This is a genomic window from Herminiimonas aquatilis (assembly GCF_042665175.1).
Classification (GTDB): domain Bacteria; phylum Pseudomonadota; class Gammaproteobacteria; order Burkholderiales; family Burkholderiaceae_D; genus Oxalicibacterium; species Oxalicibacterium aquatilis.
The window spans coordinates 671,118-690,216 of record NZ_JBHTCC010000001.1 but is presented as its reverse complement, the minus strand read 5'-3'; the positions used below and the strand labels follow the sequence as shown (position 1 = coordinate 690,216).

Below are 19,099 nucleotides of genomic sequence, written 5' to 3'. Positions count from 1 at the left end.
TTTCTCCTTGGTGTGTCAGGACAGCCAGCGGCTCTTGATGACGCGCCGACGTGGGGTGGTGCCAGAAACAGCGAGGCCACCTCGTTGGGTGGCCTCGTTGATTGATTCAGTTGGTGTTTCAAGGGTTGGCGGACTGGCCACCCCAAGCTGTCGCTCCAGTTCCCGCCAGTGGCGTTCCTCGAAGCGATCCAGTCCCGCCGCCGATGCGGCCGCGCGGGCGTAGACGTAGCAGTCGAGCGCTTCGTTGCGCTCGCGCATCTTTTGCCACTCGCGCACTGGGAAGCCGTTACGGTCGCGGCGGGTGATCAGTTGCTCCGCGCAAAGCTGTTGAATGAACTCCGCATCGATCTTGGGCAGGTGGACGAACCCAGCAGGAAACACCGTAGTCAATCCGTCCTCGCCAACATCGGCGCTCTTGCGCAGGTTGTTGTAGAACTCCAGCTTGGCGATGCCCACTGCCACCGAATACACCTTGATGCCCCGGCGCAGCTTCTTGCCGCCCTGCGACATATCGACGGCAGTTGGCGTCCCGATCAGGGCTGTACCGCGCGGCACACCCTTGACCGCCATCACGCGCGGATCGCGACAGGCCCGCACGAAGGCATAGGCCTCCTGCGTGGCAAAGCCGGTGTCCAGTGCAAAGCGGGCCAGCGGCATCGCTGCGCCGGATGCGTGCGTCCAGTTCTCGGCCACCATTTCAGAGAGGCGTTTCCACACCGTGTCGCGGGCGGTATCGCCCATCAGCACGCGGTGCTCGACCAACCAGGATTCCTTGCCACGCCCGAAAGCCCAGACCGACGCCTCGATGCGATCCTTCTGCACGTCGGCAGCGCCCACCAGCAGCATTCCGCCCGGCGGCACCGAGCCAATCCGATAGTCCTCGCGGCGCTCGACCAGCCGCTGCCAGTCCGGTGCTTCACCTTCCTCGACCCAAGATTCGCCCAGCTCGGTGTTCTTGAAGGTCTTGATGGCGGCCGCCGATCCCGATTCCTTGCTGACCGCGCTCTCCCACGCAGAGGCGATCTCGCGCCAAGCACGCCAGCCCACCGGGCTGTACAGCGATGACAAGTGAAAACCCGCTGCCTTGCCTGCGCCATCCGTGATCATCGCGCGCCACTCGCCGTGCTCCAGCATCCACGTCTTGTGGTGCTCGGCAATCGCGGTGTCACACGACTCGCAGATGTAGGCAGCGGTCTCCGGTTGCCCTTTGTCCCAGCGCAGCTGCTCGAAACGCAGCCACTGCCGATGCGAACAGTGCGGGCACGGCACGAAGTAGCGCCTCTGGTCACTGGCCTCGTACTCACGCTCGATGGCCGACGCCCCTGAGATCGTCGGCGTCGAGACAATGAAAATCTTGCGTCGTGCGAAGGTGCGCGTGCGCGCCTCGGCCAGCGAGATCGCATCGCCTTCACCCTCGACGTCCAGCGGATAGCCGTCGACCTCGTCGAGAAACAGATAGCGCACCGGCATCGAGCGCAGACCAACCGCGCTGTTCGCACCAGTCATCACCAGCACACCGCCCCTGAATTCCTTGGCCAGGATGGTGTTGCCCGAATCGCGGCTGCGCGCCGGTGCAATCAGTTCGGCCAGTGCGGACGACTCCTCGATCAGCGGATCGATCCGTTGCTTGGAGTTGCGCTTGGCCATTTCTACCGTCGGCCACACCGCCATCATCGGCCCTGGCGCGTGGTGGATGACGTAGCCGATCCAGTTCGAGCCCATCTCGGTCGCGCCAAGCTGCGCCGCCTTCATGAACACCACGCGCTCGACCGGCGAGGTCGGCGACAGGCAATCCATGATCGCTTTCAGGTACGGCGTGCGGCTGGTACGCCAGCGCCCGGGTTCGGCAGACGCCTTGCTGGAGAGCATCCGGTGGCGATCTGACCATTCGGACACCGTGAGCAGCGGGTCTGGGGTCAGCCCTTCGCGCCACGCGCGTTCGATTTCTGCCGCGCCTTCGTAATCCATGTCCATCAATCCACCCTCGGTCGCATCTCGCCCAGTTCCTGCAGGTGCTCACGCACGGCTGCCTCCAGGGCGATGTGCATCGTGTGCGGATCAACATTGAGCTTGGCGGCCATCTGCGCCGAAATGCGCGCGGGCCAGTTCAGCCACGCATCGCGTTCAGAGCGCGCCAGTTTGAAAACGTGGGCGATGGCCTGCGGCCGATCTACCAGCTCGCCCTTGAGGCGGGCCAGACGCACCTTGTTGGTTTGCGCCTTGACCACTTCGTTGACAGTGCGCGCCTGAAGCAAGGACGTGCCACCTGCTGGCAACGCTGTAGGCCCGTCACCCGTGGTGCCGCTGGTCTCCGGTACGGCGACCTTGACGGCGCGGGTGGCAGTTCCATTGCGCGGCGCATCGGAGTTGCGTGCCCATTCGCGGTCGACGCGCTCGGCATCAATCGTTCCGTCTGCCTCCGGCGTGACCCGCCCAGCAGCGATGGCCTTGCGCACCGCTGCATCGGACACCCCTCGGTGGCGTGCGTAGGCACGAATCGAAATACCCATATTTCCCCTTCGGGGCACCTTCAATCATTTGTTCGTCATTCCTGCGGATTGAGCTTGGCTTCCATCGGGAACAGCGCGTTCATACGTTCGTCATCAACACCATCAAAGGACACGGACATGAGCCAGATCGAAACCATCCTCACCTTGATCGCGCAGAAGCACCTCGGCATCGAGACGCTGGAAACGCGCAGATCGGACAGCCTCGATTTCCACGACACGGCGGTCTGGTGCATCAAGGACGCACTGGAAGCCGCCTTCAGGGCGGGCGTCGAACAGGGACGCAATGCCTCGCAGTCGGACAAGGCCAACACCTGACTGCGAAGCGCAGAAGCCAAGCAGAAAGCGCTTGGCTTCACTTGGGAACAGCGCGTTCATCACATCACCCGATCAACCACTCCAAGGAGCAGAACATGACTACCGCCCAACTGACCCTGTCCCAGCATTCCGTCCTGGCCTACGCCATCCACAACACCAGCGGCAAGATCGACTGGTTTCCCGACAACATCAAAGGCGGCGCACGCAAGAAGGTGCTCGACGGACTTTTCAACCGCGCACTAATCACAACCGACGGCACCGACTGGTTTGTCGCTGCGGAGGGCTACGACGCCCTGGGCATTCCGCGTCCCGACGTGAACAGGAAGGGCATCGGTCAGTTCGAAGCCAATCTCGACCGGATCATCGCCAACGCTGAAGGCGCGCCTGCGGCCGCGAGCGATCCCGAACTGGAAGCCGCCGTAACCGCCGCAGAAGAAACGTGGGTCAAGCCGCGCACCCGCGAGAACAGCAAGCAGGCCGAAGTGATCCGGATGCTGCAACGCCCCGAGGGCGCAACCATCGGCCAGATCTGCACCGCCACCGGTTGGCAGGCGCACACGGTGCGCGGCACCTTCGCCGGAGCCTTCAAGAAAAAGCTCGGCCTGAACATCGTCTCGGACAAGCCGAAGGGTGGCGAGCGGATCTACCGCATCGCATGAAAACGAGCACAGCGAGTTACGGCGAAGCCAAAAAGATGGCGAGAGGAGCCATGAATAGCTTGGCTTCTCTCCCCACCAGCGCGTTCATACAGATGTCGTGATTGACGACGCCAAACCAGGAAAACCGCCATGAGCACCATGACCATCACCATCGAACGCACCCCACGCACCCTGCAGTTCGCAGGCCAAAGCCTCCAGGTCGAAGAGTTGAGCATCCGCCTACCGTTTGCACGCAAACCTGCCGACCTCGGCGAACTGGGCGGGAGCGACCAGCACAAGGTCTACGTCACCGAGACCAAGGAGCTCACCCCTGCCGAATTCGACGCCTTTGGGCGCAGCCTGCTGGTGTCACGCGACTGGCTGCGTGGCAAGGGTGGCGGCACTGGCGACGGCTACCTCTGCGTCGAGGTCACTGCTCTCGGACGCCCTTACCTCTACGTCAATCCCGAGGGCGGTGATTACGCCCGCTACGTAGCTCGTCTCGGGTAAGCGAAACTGATCGAGAAAGAGGCCAGGAACAGCTTGGCTTCTCAATCGAACAGCGCGTTACTACAGGTGTCGCAACGATCAACCCGGAGAAGACACCATGACCGCCAACCAGATACCCGCCACCCAAAACGAAGCCTGGGGTTTTTGGGGCACGATGAACGAACACGCCAGCGCCGCATGGCCCCTGGCCATGAACGCCATTTCGGACGCCACGCACCAGCCCCTCGAATCGGTGCGGACCTTCCTCGACAGCCGCCACGGACGCCACTTTGCCGACGACGTCCAGAACGGTTTGTACCAAGGCCAAGCCTTGCAGGATGCGATCAACGCCGCCACCCAACGTTGGATAGGCTGGACGATTGGCCGCCAGACCAGTAAGCAGTACGGCATCCCGCGCGGCCTGCCTTACCTGACAGGCTTTGTGATCCACTGCGAAATCTGCGAAGAGATGGCTGCCTGATGAAAACGCCCGCCACCGAACGGGAGCAGGCGCTGCGTTGGCTGATTGCCAACCGGCGTCCAGACATCTCCATCGAGCAGGCTGTGAGCGTCATGTGCATGGCACTGCCGCGCGATCTCACCACCCTGCAAATCCTACGGCGCATCGCCGAGGAAGAAGAGGCCAAGCAGCCCGGCCAGCCCTTCAACTGGCGCACACTTCCTGGTCTGCTGCCTCGCGGACAGCCGTCTGGCCGGTGAAGTCCTCCCACCGGCGCACGATCACATCCACGTACTTCGGATCGAGTTCGATCAGCCGCGCGACGCGCCCCGACTTTTCGGCCGCAATCAACGTTGTGCCAGAACCACCGAACGGATCGAGCACCACGTTACCCGGGCGGCTCGAATTGCGGATGGCTCGCTCGACCAGCTCCACCGGCTTCATCGTCGGATGCAGATCGTTCTTCTGCGGCTTCTTGATAGCCCACACATCGCCCTGATCGCGGTCACCACACCAGTGGCGTTGCGCACCCTCGGGCCATCCGTACAAGATCGGTTCGTACTGGCGCTGGTAGTCGGCACGGCCCAGCGTGAAGGTGTTCTTGGCCCAGATGATGAACGTCGACCACTTGCCACCGGCGGCGCGAAAGGCGGCCTGCAGCACATCCAGCTCGCTGGATGACATCGCCACATAGATGCCGCCCCGGCAGTTCGCCACGGTGGGCGTCAATGCTGCCAATAGGAAGTCGTAGAAGCCATCGCCCAAGTTGTCGTTGAGGATCGCTCGATCCTTGCCGCGCATCTTGTCCTTGGCGCTGTTGGCGTAGTTCACGTTGTACGGCGGGTCGGTGAAGACCATGTCCGCCACGTCGCCTTGCATCAGCCGGGCATAGCTCTCTTCCACGGTCGAGTCGCCGCACAGTAGTCGGTGCTGGCCCATGATCCAGACATCGCCCGGGCGCGATATTGGAATTTCGCCAACCTCCGGTACCGCGTCCTCATCGGTCTGGCCCTCGTTGTCCGGCTCGTCGCCCGCGATCAGTTCGGCCAGCGCGTCGGCGTCGAAGCCGGTGATGTCCAGATCGAAACCTTCGAGTTGCAAGGCTTCCAGTTCGATCCGGAGCATCGCATCGTCCCAGCCCGCGTTCTCCGCGATGCGGTTGTCTGCGATGACCAAGGCGCGGCGCTGGGTCGGGCTCAGGTGATCCAGTACGACCACGGGCACGATCTCCAGCCCGAGTTTCTGCGCAGCGGCCAAGCGTCCATGCCCAGCAACAATGATGCCGTCACTGCCTGCAAGGATCGGATTGGTGAAGCCAAACTCGGCAATCGATGCGGCGATCTGCGCCACCTGATCATCCGAGTGCGTCCGCGCATTGCGGGCATAGGGCAGCAGTTTGGCTGTCTGCCACTGCTCGATCTTGTCGGCCAGCCAGTTCATGCCGCCACCTCCATTTCGCGTTCAGTGGCGATCTCGTCGAAAGATTGGCCGGTGGCGATGAGCGTGACCGGCACGCCGGGGTGGTTTTGCTGAAAGCGCTTGATGGCCACGTCCACGTACTCCGGCGCAATCTCGACGCTGCGACAAATGCGGCCAGTGCGCTGCGCGGCCAGCATCGTCGTGCCACTGCCGCCGAACGGCTCGAACACGATGTCTCCGGCGTCGGTGTAGGACTCGATGGCGAACTCCGGCAACGCCACCGGGAAGACGGCGGGGTGATCAATGTCCTGACCGATCTTGCCCTTGTGGCGCATCACGCGAATCACCGAGTCGGGGATTCGGTTGTCCTGCGTCGGCTGACCCTTGTGCGTCCAGCCGCCGACCTCGCCATCCTTACCGCGCATCGCCGTGGACGACCCGTCAGCGCGCAGGTGCGATTCCTGGCCTGCGTGCTTGCAAGGAACAATCTTGTTGGGTTTGCGGGTGCTGCGATTGAAGTGGAAAACAAACTCGAAGCTGGGAGCCAATCGGCCCTGCCAGTCGCCGGGCATGCCTGGCCCCTGATCCCAGACGTACCACGCGAAGCGCCGCCACCCTAGCTGACGCATCCAGGACAGCCAGCCGTCCCAATAGGGGATGACTTCGTTGTCGCGGTGGATCAGCCCAAGATTGACCAGTACCTGTCCGTCGTCCGCCATCGGCAGATGTGCGAACACATCGCGCATCAGGACATCCCAATCGGCAATGCCGCCGGAGGTGTAGTCGCGCTGGTTGCCATACGGCGGCGAGGTGAAGCAAAGCTGCGCGGTGTCACCCTGCATCAGCGTGGCGACCACGGCTGGGTCGGTGGCGTCGCCACAGATCAACCGGTGCGAGCCGATGGCCCAGACATCGCCCTCGCGCGACACCGCCACCACTGGTTTGTCAGGTACGTCATCAGTCGTATCGGGTTCGTCGGCATCTGCATCATCTTGCGCCGCAGGTTCTGCTTCGGTGGGCGTGGCATCTGCCAGCAGCGCATCGATCTCGATGTTCTCGAAGCCGGTCAGCGCCAGTTCGAAACCCGCTTCGGAAAGCTCCGCCAGTTCGAGCGCCAACATCTCCTCATCCCAGCCAGCGTCAAGCGCCAGCCGGTTGTCGGCGATGACCAAGGCGCGCTTTTGCGCGGTGGTGAGATGGGCCAGTTCGATCACCGGCACCTGATTCAGCCCCAGCTTGCGTGCAGCAGCCAAACGGCCGTGGCCCGCGATGATGCCGTTGTCGCCATCAACCAGTACCGGGTTCGTCCAGCCATATTCGACGATGCTGGCGGCGATCTTGGTGATCTGCGCATCGGAATGTGTGCGCGGATTGCGGGCGTAGGGAATCAGCGCCTCGACCTTGCGGTACTCGACGTTGAGCGTATTCAAAGAGGGTGTCCTGAAAATAGAAAACCCGCCGACGACAACCGTGGGCGGGTTTTGGGGTTGGTGCGAACTGACGGGGTGCGAACTGCGAACCGTGCGAACCTTGGTTCGCACCCTGACGCTAAAAAAGCGCCGCGCTCGCGCCCCCCGCATTGGTTATTGGCCAGGAAGGACCCGTCGCAACGGGGCATGACCATCGAGGGCGGGAAACGACGAAGGCCACAGATCGCTCCGTGGCCTTCACGCACCCAATGCTCGCAAGATTAGCCGTAATACTAGCGAAAAAGCCTCAGGATGTTGCACGCCCAAAAGTGACTGAAACCCGCATCGGCACGCAGGATTCCGAACGGCGTCGCGATTGTTCGCAACTACACGCAACGTCAGCGGCCGTTGACAGCTGCCCCATGACATTTTTCTGTTCGCAGTTGCTCGACGACGATCTCCAAGGCCTTCTGCCAACGACGCCAGGCGGTCGTCCGGTCGCAGCCAAAGCGGCAGCAGACCTCCTTCCAGGGGTAGCGCTGTGCTCGCATCCAGACGAGGTGGCGCTGTTCCTCCTCCAGCCATTGCACCCAACGCATCGTCTCCAGCATCCGGTCGATGGCAGCAGGGTCGGGAGGAAAGCGGTAGACCGGCGGCTCGGCGCACAGGTTTTCCCATGGCATGCGCTTGATCGCGGGCCAGCAGTTGAAGTAGCCCTGTACGCGAACCGGAGGCAGGCGGTGGGCAGTTCGCGCGGCCTCGATGAATCGATCCGCCACAGCCTCGATCGTCCACTCAGCCATGTCGACGCTCCTTCGGCCCGTACAGCCGATCGCCGATCCGGCGAAGCAGTTCACGTTCTACCCAGTCGAGTCGGGTGTCGTCAGGCGAGATCACCAGGATCTGTTGGTCGCGCCAGCCCTCGCGCTTGATCTGCTCTGGATCGGGGCGCGGATCGGGCTGCAGTCGAGCCAGGGCACAGCGGTATGCGGGAGTCGGAACCTTCATGTCACACCTCCTGCGTCTCGATCGCCCAGTGCAGGAGGGCAATGGCATCGGCTTCGTTGTCGTCGGCAGGGGCATGGCCAAGGCGGCGGGCGGCGGCGACCATGTCGTCCTTGCTCGCGTTGCCCTTGCCGGTGGCGTGCTTCTTGATCGTGCCGACCGGCACGCCCTGGTACGGGATCTGGTGGTGCTCGCACCATGCGGTGAGGTGGGCCATGAAGCCGCCGTAGGCGTGTGCCGCATCGACCCCGGCGTGGCGGCGCACCTCCTCGAAGTACACGGCGTCGATGCTGTCGCAGGACTGCTTGATCTCGGTGAGCCAGCGTTTGAATCGCAGGTAGCGCATGCCGCCACCCTCGAAGCGCTGCGGCTTGTAGGATTCCGATCCGCTGGTCACTGCGCCATCGCGGTCGCGCAGTGCCCAGCCTGTCTGGGTGCCGAGATCCAATGCCAGGATCGACGACACGGATGGCCGCCAATGATCTGATCCCGGGTGGCCGGCAAGCCCCCTACGTAGGGTGGAGGGACCCTCTGGTCCCTCTCCTACGTAGTAGGAGGGGGAGTTTTCGCCAACTGGAGAATGGGAGAAAGTCCAGCAACCACGCGGGTTTGCGCCAGTTGGCAAGTTGGCATCGTTGCCAACTGCCAACTGCGGGTCATTCACTGCAATGCCTTGATCTGACTGGAGTTCCAGTTGGCAGGGGTTTGCCAACTGCGGGAAGTTGGCAAGGAAATGAGTGCAGTTGGCAACGGCGCTGCCAACTGCCGATTGGGCAATGTTCATGAGGCCTCCGGGTCGTTCAGTTCGTCGTGGTAGACCCACACGTCAGGGTTCTCGACAGGCATCGAGGCGCCGGAATGCGGGCACTTGTAGTGGGTGGGGAGCACCGTGTGCTCGCGCATCGGCAGCTCGCCGGTGGCCGTGTCGACATCGCCAGCTGGCAAGCGCAGCACCATGCCTTCTACGCAGAGATAGCCGAACTTGGTGCGGCCGCTGGAGGGCAGACCGTAGTCAGCCGCGTTGCGGAAATACTTGATGTAACCCTGCGTCGAGAGCGCGGAGACGCGTTCGCGGATGGTGCGCTCGCCGCCCAGGCCAGCCTTGCCCTCGAAGGACTCCGCGAACTGGTTGGCGGTGTAGCAGCGCCCGTTGCCGGCCTCCTCGAACAAGATCTGGAGGATCGCGTCTCGTTTGCGGCGGCGTTCGGCATCCAAGCGCTGACCGTAGTCCTTTATCACCAGCCGCTCGTTGGCATCGACCTCGCGCCACTCGCCGTTGATCTTGTCGACGTGCCGTTGCGGGATACCCGCGCCATTGCGCAGCTCATAAATCAGCTGGCGGGTCGTTCTGGTCTCGTCTGGCCTGAACAGCAACATCCCGGTCGAGTAGTAGCCGCGCAGACTTCCCGCGCCGGCCAGTGCCTGGAACGGGTCCTCCTCGAACTGCTTCTTGCCTAGCTTCTTGGTGTGGTGGGCGAGGATCACCCCGGCGTCGGGATTCACCGCCTGGCGAATCCGCTCTACCCGTTGCGACAGGAAGAACAGCATGGCGCCGTTGTCGTTCTCGCCACCGGCATCTCCTCCGTCGAACACGTTGCGGATGGGATCGATGGCGATGATGTCGGGAGGCTCGCCACCAAACGCGTTCGCAATCGCTGGGATCACCTGCGCCAGACCGGCGTCATCGAGCACCAGCCGCAACTGCGGTGTGGCCACGAAGTTGGCGCGGGCGTCCAGAAGCCGATGGGAAGGCAGGCGCACGTCCTTCACGCGCTCGCGCAGGTAGTGGTACTGGACTTCGGCCTGCAGGTAGAACACCCGTAGCGGACGGGGTGGCTGCATGCCGAGGAATACAGCGCCTGCCGCCATGTGCGCCAGCCAAGACAGCAGGAAATCACTCTTGCCGACCTTGGGTGCGCCGCCGAACACCAACATGCCGGCCGGCGTCAGCACGCGCGGAGAGATCAGGTCGGGTGGCAGCGGTGAGTTATCGTCGAGCAGTTCGCCGAGCGTGAAGGTGGGCAGGGAGGGAGCCGCCGCCTTGACCACGTGGCGTTCGCCCTGGGCGATGAATGTCGCGCAGTCGAAACCTTCGTCGACAGCGTCTGCGGCATCCCACTTGGCTGGCTTGTCGGTGGGCGGCACCAGGATGGCCACGGATGTGCTGCCTGCCATCACGCAAGCGCGAGCCGCGCTCTCGGCGTAGTCCCAGCCCGGTGCATCCCGGTCCGGCCAGATCACCACGGATTTCCCGGCCAATGGACGCCAGTCGGTTTTGTCGACTGGTGCCTTGGCGCCGTTCATCGCGGTGGTGGCCGCAATACCGCAAACAATCAATGCAGCCGCACACTTCTCGCCTTCGACCAGGACGACCTCTCGAGCCCTCGAGATGACCGGGAGGTTGTAGAGCGGCCTAGGGTCGGGCGCGCGCCACATGCGGGCACGAACATCCCAGGGGCGATATTCCTTGCCCGTCGGTGGGTCGTAGCGGTAGATGCAGGCGATCAGTTCGCCCTCGGGTGAGAGATAGTCCCACTTGGCGGTGTAAGCGCCGAGGTCGTCCATCGGCACGCTGCGAACATCGCGGCGCATCGGCGTGACGTTCGGTGCAGCAAGACCGAGCCACTGCCGGATCTCGCCAGCGATGCGCGGGAAGTCGCTGCGTGCCGAGCGACCCTGCGACCGCGCCCAAAGATCGATGACATCGCCGCCCTCGTCGGTGGAGAAGTCCTTCCACAGGCCGCGCCGTGGTCCGTCGAGTTCAACCACCAGACTCTTGCCAGGGTTGCCATCGACATCGCCGACATAGAACTTTCCACCTCGGATGCGCCCCTGCGGAAACAGGTAGTGGAGAACGGCTTCGAGCCGGTCCAGTAGCCCCGCACGCAGCGCATCGGTATCGGATGCCAGTTCGTCGCGCTGCTCGGGGGCGTCATTGAAGTCGAGCCAGATGATGTTGTCGGCCATCATGTCGAACCCCAACAGCGGTCCTGCCAGGGGCAGAACTTGCACTCGACATGCGTCGGTGTAGTCGTATGGCGCGGCAACAGTTCCTGGCTGTCGGTCGCCGTGATGACACGAACCGCGCGATCGGACATCCGCTGCGCCAGGCCACCATCGAACGGCACCAGCTCGAACCAGATCTCCTCGGAGTCCTTGTTGATCGCGGTAAACAACGCCGGGTTCGCGGAAATGCCCGGGATGCTGGCTTCCATGTAGGCCTGATAGATGGCCATCTGCGCGGCATAGACCGGTTTGGATTTACTGACGCCGTGCTTGACCGTATCCCGCCAGGACTTGTCGTTCATGGTCTTGCACTCCCACAGGGCCGGATAGCTCATTCCTAGCTCTGCGGGGCCGCCGTTCAGTACGCCATCGACGTGCCCTTGGATACGGCCGCCTGCAACGGAAAAGCCGAACTGACCGCCGCTGGCCTTTTGGGTGTACAGATCGAATCCGGCCATGCGCAGCCAACGAATGGCCAGCTCTTCGAGAGCGTGTCCCACCTCGAAGATGCGCAACACGCGACCCGGGATTTCCCTTCCAGCATCGACAGGGGTTTGGAGATACTCGTATTGCAGCGCCCGCTCGCAGGCAACGCCCAACCGAGACGCACCGAGATAGTTGCGACGGGGTTGGTTGTCGCGTTCGGCGCTAAGCGCGGCGTCGATGAGCGCGCCGATCTGCTCGTGGATCTTGGGGCGGTGATTGAAGTCCAGCATCAGAACGGCACTCCCGTCGAAGCGGACTTGCCTTGGCGGGCGAGTCGCTCCTCAAGAAAAGCGCGGTCCTTCTCCGCCATCCGCTCGTGCTCGACGAGCATGTGTTCCTGGTAGGCGGTCACCACCACGTCGATCAGCTTCAGCACTTCGTCTTTGCTGTAGTCCGCCAGCGGGCGCTGCATGCCGATGGCGCCGACATACTCTCCAAGCGGCGCCAGGCAGGACGCCATGGCGGCGAGCTCCATATCACTGGGATCGATCATGTGACCTCCCGTCTTTTCCATGAGTCGCGAAAATGCGTTCTGGCAGCGCATGGAGCAGAACACCCAGCGGTCCGAGTAACGTCGTGGATCGCTGCGCGGCAGACGTGGATTGAAGTAGCCGAAGCCCTTGGCCTTTCGTGAGCAGACTGCACATTTCACGCGGCCTCCCGGTGGGCATCGTTGGCAGCCACCACGAGGCGCTGAATCGACGACTTGTTGAACTGGAAGGACAACAGCGCCGAGGCCTGATAGCGCGTCATGCCAAAGTCGGCGCGCAGCGCCTGCGGCAGATACTGGAGTTGCTTCGCGGTCGGCGGCTCGTTCAGCCAACGACGGGTCTTGTGCGCGGAGTCAGCCGACTCACGGTCGTTCAGCCAGTCATCGGCTTTGGCCATGCAAACCGTGCGGTCGCCGACAGCCAACAAGCGCGGCTGCAGATCCTTACCGCCGCCCACCGCGTGCCAGCGGCCGTTCAGGAAGAAGACGCCACCCCAGGCGTTGAAGCCAGTCGCCATCAGCGCGTCGTCGCAGCCGAACAGGTCGCACCATCGGAAGTTGGAGCGCTTGAGGAGATCGATCTCGGTCATCACGAAATCGGCCAGCGCATCTCCTTCCTCGGTGGTCTCGTTCTCCCAGACGAAGCCGCACAGAGGGCATTCGCGGCAGCCAAGCGGGACGGTGGCTTCACAGGACGGGCAGTCCTTGGTGGGCGCTTCGCCGTGATGCTGGTGTCCGTCGAGATTGACGTCCTGTTCCAGAGATCCATGCATCAAGGTCGCGGTGCCGAAGTCAAGGACCACGCAATCGGTCTTGATGACGCCCGGATGCTCCGCTGGGTCGATAGTGCGCAGGCCACGCCCGATCATCTGGGTCAGCGTCGACTTGTGCGAGCTGGGTCGCAGCAGAACCACGCAGGAGGTGGGCGTGAAGTCGTAGCCCTCCGTGAGCACAGCCACATTGACCACGACCTGCGCGGTACCGGATTCGTACTCGTCCAGTCGTGTCTTTCGCTCTGCGTCTGAGAGCTCGCCGTGCACGATCACGGCGGATACACCGGCATCCTGAAAGGCCTGGCGCACACATTCGGCATGGGCGACGGTCGAGCAGAACACGATCGTCTTGCGGTCGCCGGCCTTCTCACGCCAATGACGGATCACGGCATCAGTGATGGGCGTCTTGTTGAGAATCGCCTCGACTTCCGTCATGTCGAAGTCGGTGGCCGTGCGCCGGACCCGCGTCAACTGCTCCTGGGCGCCGACGTCGATGACAAAGGTGCGTGGCGGCACGAGGTGGCCGGAGGCGATCAGCTCGCCGAGGGTGATTTGATCCGCGACGTTGCTGAAGACCTCCCGTAGTCCCTTGCCGTCACTGCGGGCAGGCGTCGCCGTCACCCCAAAGATCTGGGCGCGCGAGTTCTTGTCCAGCACCCGGTCGATCACGCGGCGGTACGAGGCCGAGGCTGCGTGATGCGCTTCATCGATCACCAGCAGATCGAGGATCGGGATGGCAGCGAGATGGTTGTCGCGCGACAGCGTTTGCACCATCGCGAACGTGGCGCGCCCGGACCAGGATTTGTCCTTGGCATCGAACACGGAGGTGCTGACGCTCGGATTCACCCGTGCAAACTTAGACAGGTTCTGGCCGGTCAGTTCATCGCGATGAGCGAGGATGCAGGCCTTGGCATCTGGCTCGGCCAACAAGCTGCCGGCCACCGCCGACAGCATGATGGTCTTGCCCGACCCGGTGGGGCCAACAGATAGGGTGTTGCCGTGTTGGGCGAGCGCCGCCAAAGAGCGCTCGACCAGCAGGGCTTGGCGGGGGCGGAGCATCATGGCGGCGTCCCCCTTACTGTGCCCAGCTCGGGCGACCCGGCACGGAGGCACGGCCCGTGGCCTGGGCATACGCATTCGACCCGTTTGCGGGTGCTGGCGCTTTCGCTGCTCCCTGCGCGCCACCCATTAGGGCGGCGTAGTCCTTGTGGTCGGGCGTGATCGCGGCCTTGATCACGCTCTTGTCTTGGCCGTTCTGGTCTTTGTCCCAGTCGACCTTGCCGAGAAACTCGATGCCATCGAGATCGGCAAACCCGCTGATGCGGCGCGCGTTCTGCGCGGCAGGACTGTTGTCGCCAGGATGAACGCCGCGCGCTGAGTTGAGGATCGCCTTGACGAAGGTGCGGCCCATGTTTGCCCACTCAGGGCCTTTCGGGCTGTGCAGGCCGATCAGCGACCACATCTTGCGACGGGCGAACTCACCCTCCATCACGACGAACTCGCAGTTCAGGTACACCGAGCCGGTGTTGTCGTTGCGGGTGGCGTAACCGCCGGTCCATCCCTGCGACGGATCATCGAAGCCACCCGGCTTGATGGTCATGCGGACACGCACCAGCGTGCCTTTGGGGATCAGATCGAAAGAGGTCTGTTCGGAAGCGGAATTGAAATCGAAGTAGGTCATGATCAGGACTCCTGAGTCGAAGTGGATTCGGGGATGGCAGCGGGCGCGGGGCGCGCGAAATCGAGCCGTTCGGTAGCGGGCCTGGCCGGACCGGCGATCTTTTCCATGAGGCGGCCGAGGTGTGGCTCCTCGATCGGATCGAGCCGCCCGGAGCGGTCCTTGGCGGGGTAGCCCCATGCGTTCAGCGTGTGGCAGACGAAGGCGCGGTAACTGGCGCCGTCATCGGCCTTCAGCTCGGCCAAGGTGACGACCTCATCGACGATGCCGGGCAGTTCCAGGCCGGTTTTGGAGCCGTCGATCTGCAGGGAGAACACGCGGCGATTGAAGTCGTCCAGCCGCTCATCGAGGATGCCGACGAACCACACGTTCTTGCCGCGCGTGTGCTGCAGGTGGGTCAGCCAGCCGATCATTTCCTGGCCCATCAGCCCATACGCACCCCGGCTGTCGGGTTTGCCGGTCTTCTCGGAGTAGGCCTGGGGCTGGCCCTTGCACCATTGCAGGCAGAGGCGACCGGCCACGGTGATGGAGTCGACGAACACGGTGTCGTACTTGTCGAGGACCGTCGAATCACCGAAGCGCGCGCATACGGCATCGAAGTGGGCCTGGCTGAACGGCTGGTCGTCGCGCAGCGCCGGGTTCGGCCCGCCGATGTACACCGCGAAGTCACGACACTCCTGCCAGGTGCGCGGGCGAATCGTGTCGCCGGCCCAGCCCTCGACCGCGAGATCACCAGCCTCAAGATCAAAGAACAGCGTGGCCGTGGGCTTCAGCGTCCAGAGTTGCGAGGTTTTACCGATGCCGCTTTTGCCGACGAGCACACCCTTCACGCCACGGCGCTCGGCCAGACGCTGGTCTGCAGTAATGATGGGGAGGCTCATTTGCCGGCCTCCTCAGCGCTGATGCTGGCGAACGCGTCCGCGACGGTGGTCACGCCGAGTGCGCCGCGCTTGCGGGCCATCTCGTACAGGTCACGCAGACCGCCCAGACGGCGATGGATCAGACGGGATTCCGACTCCATGCCTTGGATCGCGAAAGCCAAGTCATCGATGGTGGCGTCCTCGAGGCGACGCACGACTTCGTCGGGGCGATTGCCGTCCAGTGCCGGGATGCGGATGTTGTCCGGCAGATCCCGTAGATACATTTCCGGCTGCTTGCGCAGCAGTTCGAGCAGCGTAGGTTTGGTTTTCATGGCGATTACTCCTGAAGCAGAGCGAGACGAAAGCCCGGCTTGCCGGTCTTGAGGGTGCGCGCCGGGGCGAAGGCGCTCTTGAGCGACTCGGGCCACGCGTTGAACTTGGTTTCCGAGATCCGGTAGCTGATGTCCACGTACTCGGACGGGTCGTCGCCGTTGGCTGCAATGCGACGGGTGATCTCAGCGAGCCGCGTCTGATCCCAGTCGACTTTCTTGGGTAGATCGGCGGTGATGCGGACATGGCCGTCGTCGAAGTGGACGACGCCGGTGTCCTTGCCTGCCGCCAGGCGGAGCTGGTGCGCGCGGTCGGCATACTTGAGATCCAGTGCGCGATCGACGTGCTCGACGATCGACTTGGCAGCGGCGAGAAGATCAGCAGCGTCGTTCTTGAGCTGGAACAGCGACTCGCTGGCAAGCGCAGCCAGTTCGCCGGCCGGGGTGGTCAGGACTTCGTCGGGGGAGATGCGGTTCACAGCCCACCTCCCGCATTGACGCGTTCAGAGGTGCTCTTGCGCAGGCTCTCGGACTCGTAGGCTTCGATGTCCTCGATGCGATAAGCGACGCGACCCTGCAGCTTCAGGAATACCGGGCCGATACCTTCGGAGCGCCAGCGTTCAAGCGTTGCTTCGCTGACCCCCCAACGTTCGGCCAATTGGCCTTGATTCAGATGTTTGACACTCACGATGCACTCCTTCTGGTTGTTGCGAATTCGTGAGGTCAGTTTCGAAGTCGGCCTGTGCGGGCGTCTGCCGCCGCCATGTACGGGCTGATGTACGGGCGCAGCTTCTGCGGGGAAAAGCGGGGCCCAGAAAGCAAAAAACCGCCCGAAGGCGGTTGTGCGTGGAGCTGCCAACTGGTGGCCGTCAATCTCGGCGGAAGCCATACTTCCCCTTTTCAGGGTTGTCGATGTAGTCCTCCCAATCGGTGTTGCCACTGAACAGGTTCTGCATGCGCTGACTGCGCGCCGTCTTCTTATCTGCATAGGCTGCGTCGAGAATTTCAGCGGCCGGGAGAATCCACCTGTCGTTGATAGCCTGCTCGAACATGTGGCGGACTGCCGCAGCCTGACGCTCGCCCTTGATGGTCCATGGCTTGGTCTTGGTGCGGATGGTCAGCGTGTTGGTGTACTCGTCGAAGTGCACCGGCAACACGGGGCGGATCGCGCCATCGGGCGGAGCGGCAAGTATTCGATGCAGGAGATCCATGTCGATGCACGGTGTGGCGACGTAGTCGACGATTGCAGCTCGTAGCGATGCGAATCGGTAGCTACGCGGCGGCCGAACAAACTGCGGCAGCACACCGCCCGACGACAAGATCAGGCCCTGATCAGGCAGACTGTTTTGGCTGAAATGCCGAAACACCTGTTCGACGGATCGCGCCAACCCACGAACAAGCCAGACGTCTGTCAGTGCTGGTCCCACTCTGGTCTTGCCAAGATGCCACAGTGAATCGTCCAGCAAGGGCGTCTCGATTCCCTTGCGCAGGGCCTGCGCGATACCGAGAAGATCAGAGACGACGTTCAGGATTGCCGGCGGTCGGACGCTGAAGACTGCGACCTCTGCGGCCGGGACGAACTTCCATCGAAAAGTCTCGGGGCACCGGTATCGATAGCGGTCAGGCTGGTCATCCTCCGCCAGGTCGACATGCACGCGGTCATCGCCGAGTGGCGCTGGGTAGCTCCCGGAATAGCCGACACAATCCGCCCAGTGTTCCAACTGCTTGGCGGTCAGGGAAGTACGCCCGAAAGCGCTCCACCCTGGGACGCCATGAAGCCGCTGTCCATCTCCATCGAGAATCGGCTGTCCCGACTGCTCGAACAGGTCGATCAGCTCAAGCAGCGACTGCGTCGGCAGGGGCTTCGACGACATGGCCAATCTCCTTCACCAGATGCCATTTGGCGAGCAGGCGATCGCACAACGCCCGGTCCTTTTCCCGCTTCGTCTTGATGTTGCACTTGTTGTCGTCACGCAGGATCACGGTGATCGTCCGCGCGCGGTCCTTGCCGACCTTTTTCAGCTTGATGGACAGCTTGGCGTAGTTCAGGTGGTGATCGCGGAAGTCGAAGGTGGGGCTGATCAAAGACCGAGCAGCGGTGTAGATATCGTCGCTATCCTTGGTCCAGATTTTCACGAGAAGCGAGCGGCCGTTTGCAGCGGAATAGCCGAGCTCGACGACCTTGACATAGGCCACGGGCTCGCCAGCCAAGTCGAAGTTTCGCGGCGCAGCCAGGCTCTGGTAGTCGTACTGCTTGAGCGGGATCTTCTCGCCGGTGATGGGCGATTGCAGCAGGGAGTCGGCCACGATTCGGGCCAGCGCTTCGCGCCCACCCGTATCCTTCGACAGCACCTCCAGGTGTCCATTGGCCGGCTCATAGGTGATGTGCGATGACACCGCTCGGATCACCTCTTGTGGCACCAGTTCGCTGGCCTGCACGCAGTCGATGATTTCCGGCGGGCGGTTGTGGTGGATGCTGATCTGGTAGAGGTCCACGTCTTCGCCGGTCTGCGTATCGGGCCGCAGGCGCTTGAAGATCTGGATCGCGACGGTGTCGTCGGAGCAACCGAGTTGTTGGGCGACGGTCTGGTGGAACGCCGTCTTGGCCGCTGCATTGTCGAGTACCGCAAGGTTGGCGGGCGCCATGAAACCCGAGTAGCAGGCGGCGCTTTGCCGGAACACGTCGGCCTGGCGGGCGTTGAGGGCTTCCTCGAAGATTACGGGCTCATTGACGTGCAGCCACAGCGCGCGCTGGTACTGGTTCGGGATCGCAGCGAAGGCTTCTCGGGCGGCGTCATCGAAGATGTCGTCCTTGAAGCCGTCGATGACGTCCTGGCCGGCGCCATCCGACAACAGCACGACCCGTTCGGCCACTTCCTCGATCCGCTGCCGCTCACTCACCCCAAGGGCGGACAGCACGGCCTCCATCTGTTCACGCTGCTCCTTTTTTGGCTTCTTGGTGTCCAGTTCCGGCATGGCCAGGCTGAACTCGTCCGCCATGAATTCACGGAACACTGCCGGCGGCAGGTGGCCCAGGAGCTTGGTCAAATTCTCTGCATCGTTCATCTACATACCCCTCAAAAGGTTTGGATTGGCTTGGTATCAGCCCCGACGGCCCCTTTTCCTGAGTGGGGTGTGCAGACCGATCACGTTCGGTGTACCGAACGATTGTGATTGTCTCGGAGCGGTTAGGGGTTTGTCAAGCAGGTACGAATTCGTTCGGCGTAGTGGT

23 protein-coding genes are annotated in these 19,099 nt (G+C 62.9%); 5 read left to right on the top strand and 18 right to left on the bottom strand.

Features of this window, described 5'->3' with window-relative positions:
* Positions 1-15 precede the first annotated feature (15 nt).
* Both ACFQO0_RS03155 and ACFQO0_RS03150 read right to left on the bottom strand, forming a co-directional pair.
* Positions 16-1,974, bottom strand: coding sequence for a phage terminase large subunit family protein (locus tag ACFQO0_RS03155; RefSeq protein WP_382232581.1), 1,959 nt, complete (start codon positions 1,972-1,974; stop codon positions 16-18).
* Positions 1,974-2,510 carry an elements of external origin gene (locus ACFQO0_RS03150; protein WP_382232580.1) on the bottom strand — a complete coding sequence of 179 codons (537 nt, stop codon included), beginning with the start codon at positions 2,508-2,510 and terminating at the stop codon, positions 1,974-1,976. Before ACFQO0_RS03150 ends, ACFQO0_RS03155 begins: the two co-directional genes overlap by 1 nt.
* A gap of 117 nt (positions 2,511-2,627) precedes the next feature.
* Here ACFQO0_RS03150 and ACFQO0_RS03145 point away from each other — a divergent pair, with 117 nt between their 5' ends.
* The 5 genes from ACFQO0_RS03145 to ACFQO0_RS03125 all read left to right on the top strand — a co-directional run bounded on the left by ACFQO0_RS03145 (position 2,628) and on the right by ACFQO0_RS03125 (position 4,672).
* Entirely contained in the window at positions 2,628-2,825 is a 198-nt protein-coding gene (locus ACFQO0_RS03145; protein ID WP_382232579.1) for a DUF6900 domain-containing protein, read from the top strand.
* 95 nt (positions 2,826-2,920) lie between these two features.
* A complete protein-coding gene (locus ACFQO0_RS03140; protein ID WP_382232578.1) occupies positions 2,921-3,484 on the top strand; it encodes a DUF3489 domain-containing protein in 564 nt (187 codons plus the stop codon).
* Positions 3,485-3,613: 129 nt separating this feature from the next.
* A complete protein-coding gene (locus ACFQO0_RS03135; protein ID WP_382232577.1) occupies positions 3,614-3,973 on the top strand; it encodes a hypothetical protein in 360 nt (119 codons plus the stop codon).
* Positions 3,974-4,070: 97 nt separating this feature from the next.
* Positions 4,071-4,433 (top strand): hypothetical protein, encoded by a 363-nt coding sequence (locus ACFQO0_RS03130; protein WP_382232576.1) that lies wholly within the window; start codon positions 4,071-4,073, stop codon positions 4,431-4,433.
* Positions 4,433-4,672 (top strand): hypothetical protein, encoded by a 240-nt coding sequence (locus ACFQO0_RS03125; RefSeq protein ID WP_382232575.1) that lies wholly within the window; start codon positions 4,433-4,435, stop codon positions 4,670-4,672. Before ACFQO0_RS03130 ends, ACFQO0_RS03125 begins: the two co-directional genes overlap by 1 nt.
* On the opposite strand, the gene ACFQO0_RS03120 is transcribed toward ACFQO0_RS03125, so the two are convergent.
* The 16 genes from ACFQO0_RS03120 to ACFQO0_RS03045 all read right to left on the bottom strand — a co-directional run bounded on the left by ACFQO0_RS03120 (position 4,617) and on the right by ACFQO0_RS03045 (position 18,933).
* Complete coding sequence (locus ACFQO0_RS03120) at positions 4,617-5,852, bottom strand: site-specific DNA-methyltransferase (RefSeq protein WP_382232574.1); 1,236 nt, start codon at positions 5,850-5,852, stop codon at positions 4,617-4,619. The two genes, ACFQO0_RS03125 and ACFQO0_RS03120, sit on opposite strands and share 56 nt — an antisense overlap.
* On the bottom strand, positions 5,849-7,261 hold the full coding sequence (locus ACFQO0_RS03115; RefSeq protein ID WP_382232573.1) for a site-specific DNA-methyltransferase: 1,413 nt from the start codon (positions 7,259-7,261) through the stop codon (positions 5,849-5,851). Before ACFQO0_RS03115 ends, ACFQO0_RS03120 begins: the two co-directional genes overlap by 4 nt.
* A 377-nt stretch (positions 7,262-7,638) precedes the next feature.
* Positions 7,639-8,043 (bottom strand): DUF6362 family protein, encoded by a 405-nt coding sequence (locus tag ACFQO0_RS03110; protein ID WP_382232572.1) that lies wholly within the window; start codon positions 8,041-8,043, stop codon positions 7,639-7,641.
* Positions 8,036-8,248, bottom strand: coding sequence for a hypothetical protein (locus tag ACFQO0_RS03105; protein ID WP_143504924.1), 213 nt, complete (start codon positions 8,246-8,248; stop codon positions 8,036-8,038). The genes ACFQO0_RS03110 and ACFQO0_RS03105 overlap by 8 nt, the downstream gene beginning before the upstream one ends.
* Position 8,249: 1 nt before the next feature.
* Positions 8,250-8,711 carry a crossover junction endodeoxyribonuclease RuvC gene (locus ACFQO0_RS03100; RefSeq protein WP_382232571.1) on the bottom strand — a complete coding sequence of 154 codons (462 nt, stop codon included), beginning with the start codon at positions 8,709-8,711 and terminating at the stop codon, positions 8,250-8,252.
* Positions 8,712-9,025: 314 nt separating this feature from the next.
* Complete coding sequence (locus ACFQO0_RS03095) at positions 9,026-11,215, bottom strand: AAA family ATPase (RefSeq protein WP_382232570.1); 2,190 nt, start codon at positions 11,213-11,215, stop codon at positions 9,026-9,028.
* On the bottom strand, positions 11,212-11,967 hold the full coding sequence (locus ACFQO0_RS03090) for a PD-(D/E)XK nuclease family protein (protein ID WP_382232569.1): 756 nt from the start codon (positions 11,965-11,967) through the stop codon (positions 11,212-11,214). The genes ACFQO0_RS03095 and ACFQO0_RS03090 overlap by 4 nt, the downstream gene beginning before the upstream one ends.
* Positions 11,967-12,230 (bottom strand): DUF6511 domain-containing protein, encoded by a 264-nt coding sequence (locus tag ACFQO0_RS03085; protein ID WP_382232568.1) that lies wholly within the window; start codon positions 12,228-12,230, stop codon positions 11,967-11,969. Before ACFQO0_RS03085 ends, ACFQO0_RS03090 begins: the two co-directional genes overlap by 1 nt.
* A 155-nt stretch (positions 12,231-12,385) precedes the next feature.
* Positions 12,386-14,062, bottom strand: a complete 1,677-nt coding sequence (locus tag ACFQO0_RS03080) for a DEAD/DEAH box helicase (protein ID WP_382232567.1) — start codon at positions 14,060-14,062, stop codon at positions 12,386-12,388.
* 13 nt (positions 14,063-14,075) lie between these two features.
* Positions 14,076-14,681 carry a hypothetical protein gene (locus ACFQO0_RS03075; RefSeq protein ID WP_009521739.1) on the bottom strand — a complete coding sequence of 202 codons (606 nt, stop codon included), beginning with the start codon at positions 14,679-14,681 and terminating at the stop codon, positions 14,076-14,078.
* A 2-nt stretch (positions 14,682-14,683) separates the two neighbouring features.
* On the bottom strand, positions 14,684-15,559 hold the full coding sequence (locus ACFQO0_RS03070; RefSeq protein WP_382232566.1) for an ATP-binding protein: 876 nt from the start codon (positions 15,557-15,559) through the stop codon (positions 14,684-14,686).
* Positions 15,556-15,870 (bottom strand): hypothetical protein, encoded by a 315-nt coding sequence (locus ACFQO0_RS03065; RefSeq protein ID WP_382232565.1) that lies wholly within the window; start codon positions 15,868-15,870, stop codon positions 15,556-15,558. The genes ACFQO0_RS03070 and ACFQO0_RS03065 overlap by 4 nt, the downstream gene beginning before the upstream one ends.
* Positions 15,871-15,875: 5 nt before the next feature.
* The gene (locus ACFQO0_RS03060) at positions 15,876-16,346 is read right to left on the bottom strand and encodes a hypothetical protein (RefSeq protein ID WP_382232564.1); all 471 of its coding nucleotides are present in this window, start codon (positions 16,344-16,346) and stop codon (positions 15,876-15,878) included.
* Positions 16,343-16,555, bottom strand: coding sequence for a helix-turn-helix transcriptional regulator (locus tag ACFQO0_RS03055; RefSeq protein ID WP_382232563.1), 213 nt, complete (start codon positions 16,553-16,555; stop codon positions 16,343-16,345). Before ACFQO0_RS03055 ends, ACFQO0_RS03060 begins: the two co-directional genes overlap by 4 nt.
* 181 nt (positions 16,556-16,736) lie before the next feature.
* On the bottom strand, positions 16,737-17,741 hold the full coding sequence (locus tag ACFQO0_RS03050) for a hypothetical protein (RefSeq protein ID WP_382232562.1): 1,005 nt from the start codon (positions 17,739-17,741) through the stop codon (positions 16,737-16,739).
* Positions 17,704-18,933, bottom strand: coding sequence for a hypothetical protein (locus tag ACFQO0_RS03045; protein ID WP_382232561.1), 1,230 nt, complete (start codon positions 18,931-18,933; stop codon positions 17,704-17,706). Before ACFQO0_RS03045 ends, ACFQO0_RS03050 begins: the two co-directional genes overlap by 38 nt.
* Positions 18,934-19,099 lie beyond the last annotated feature (166 nt).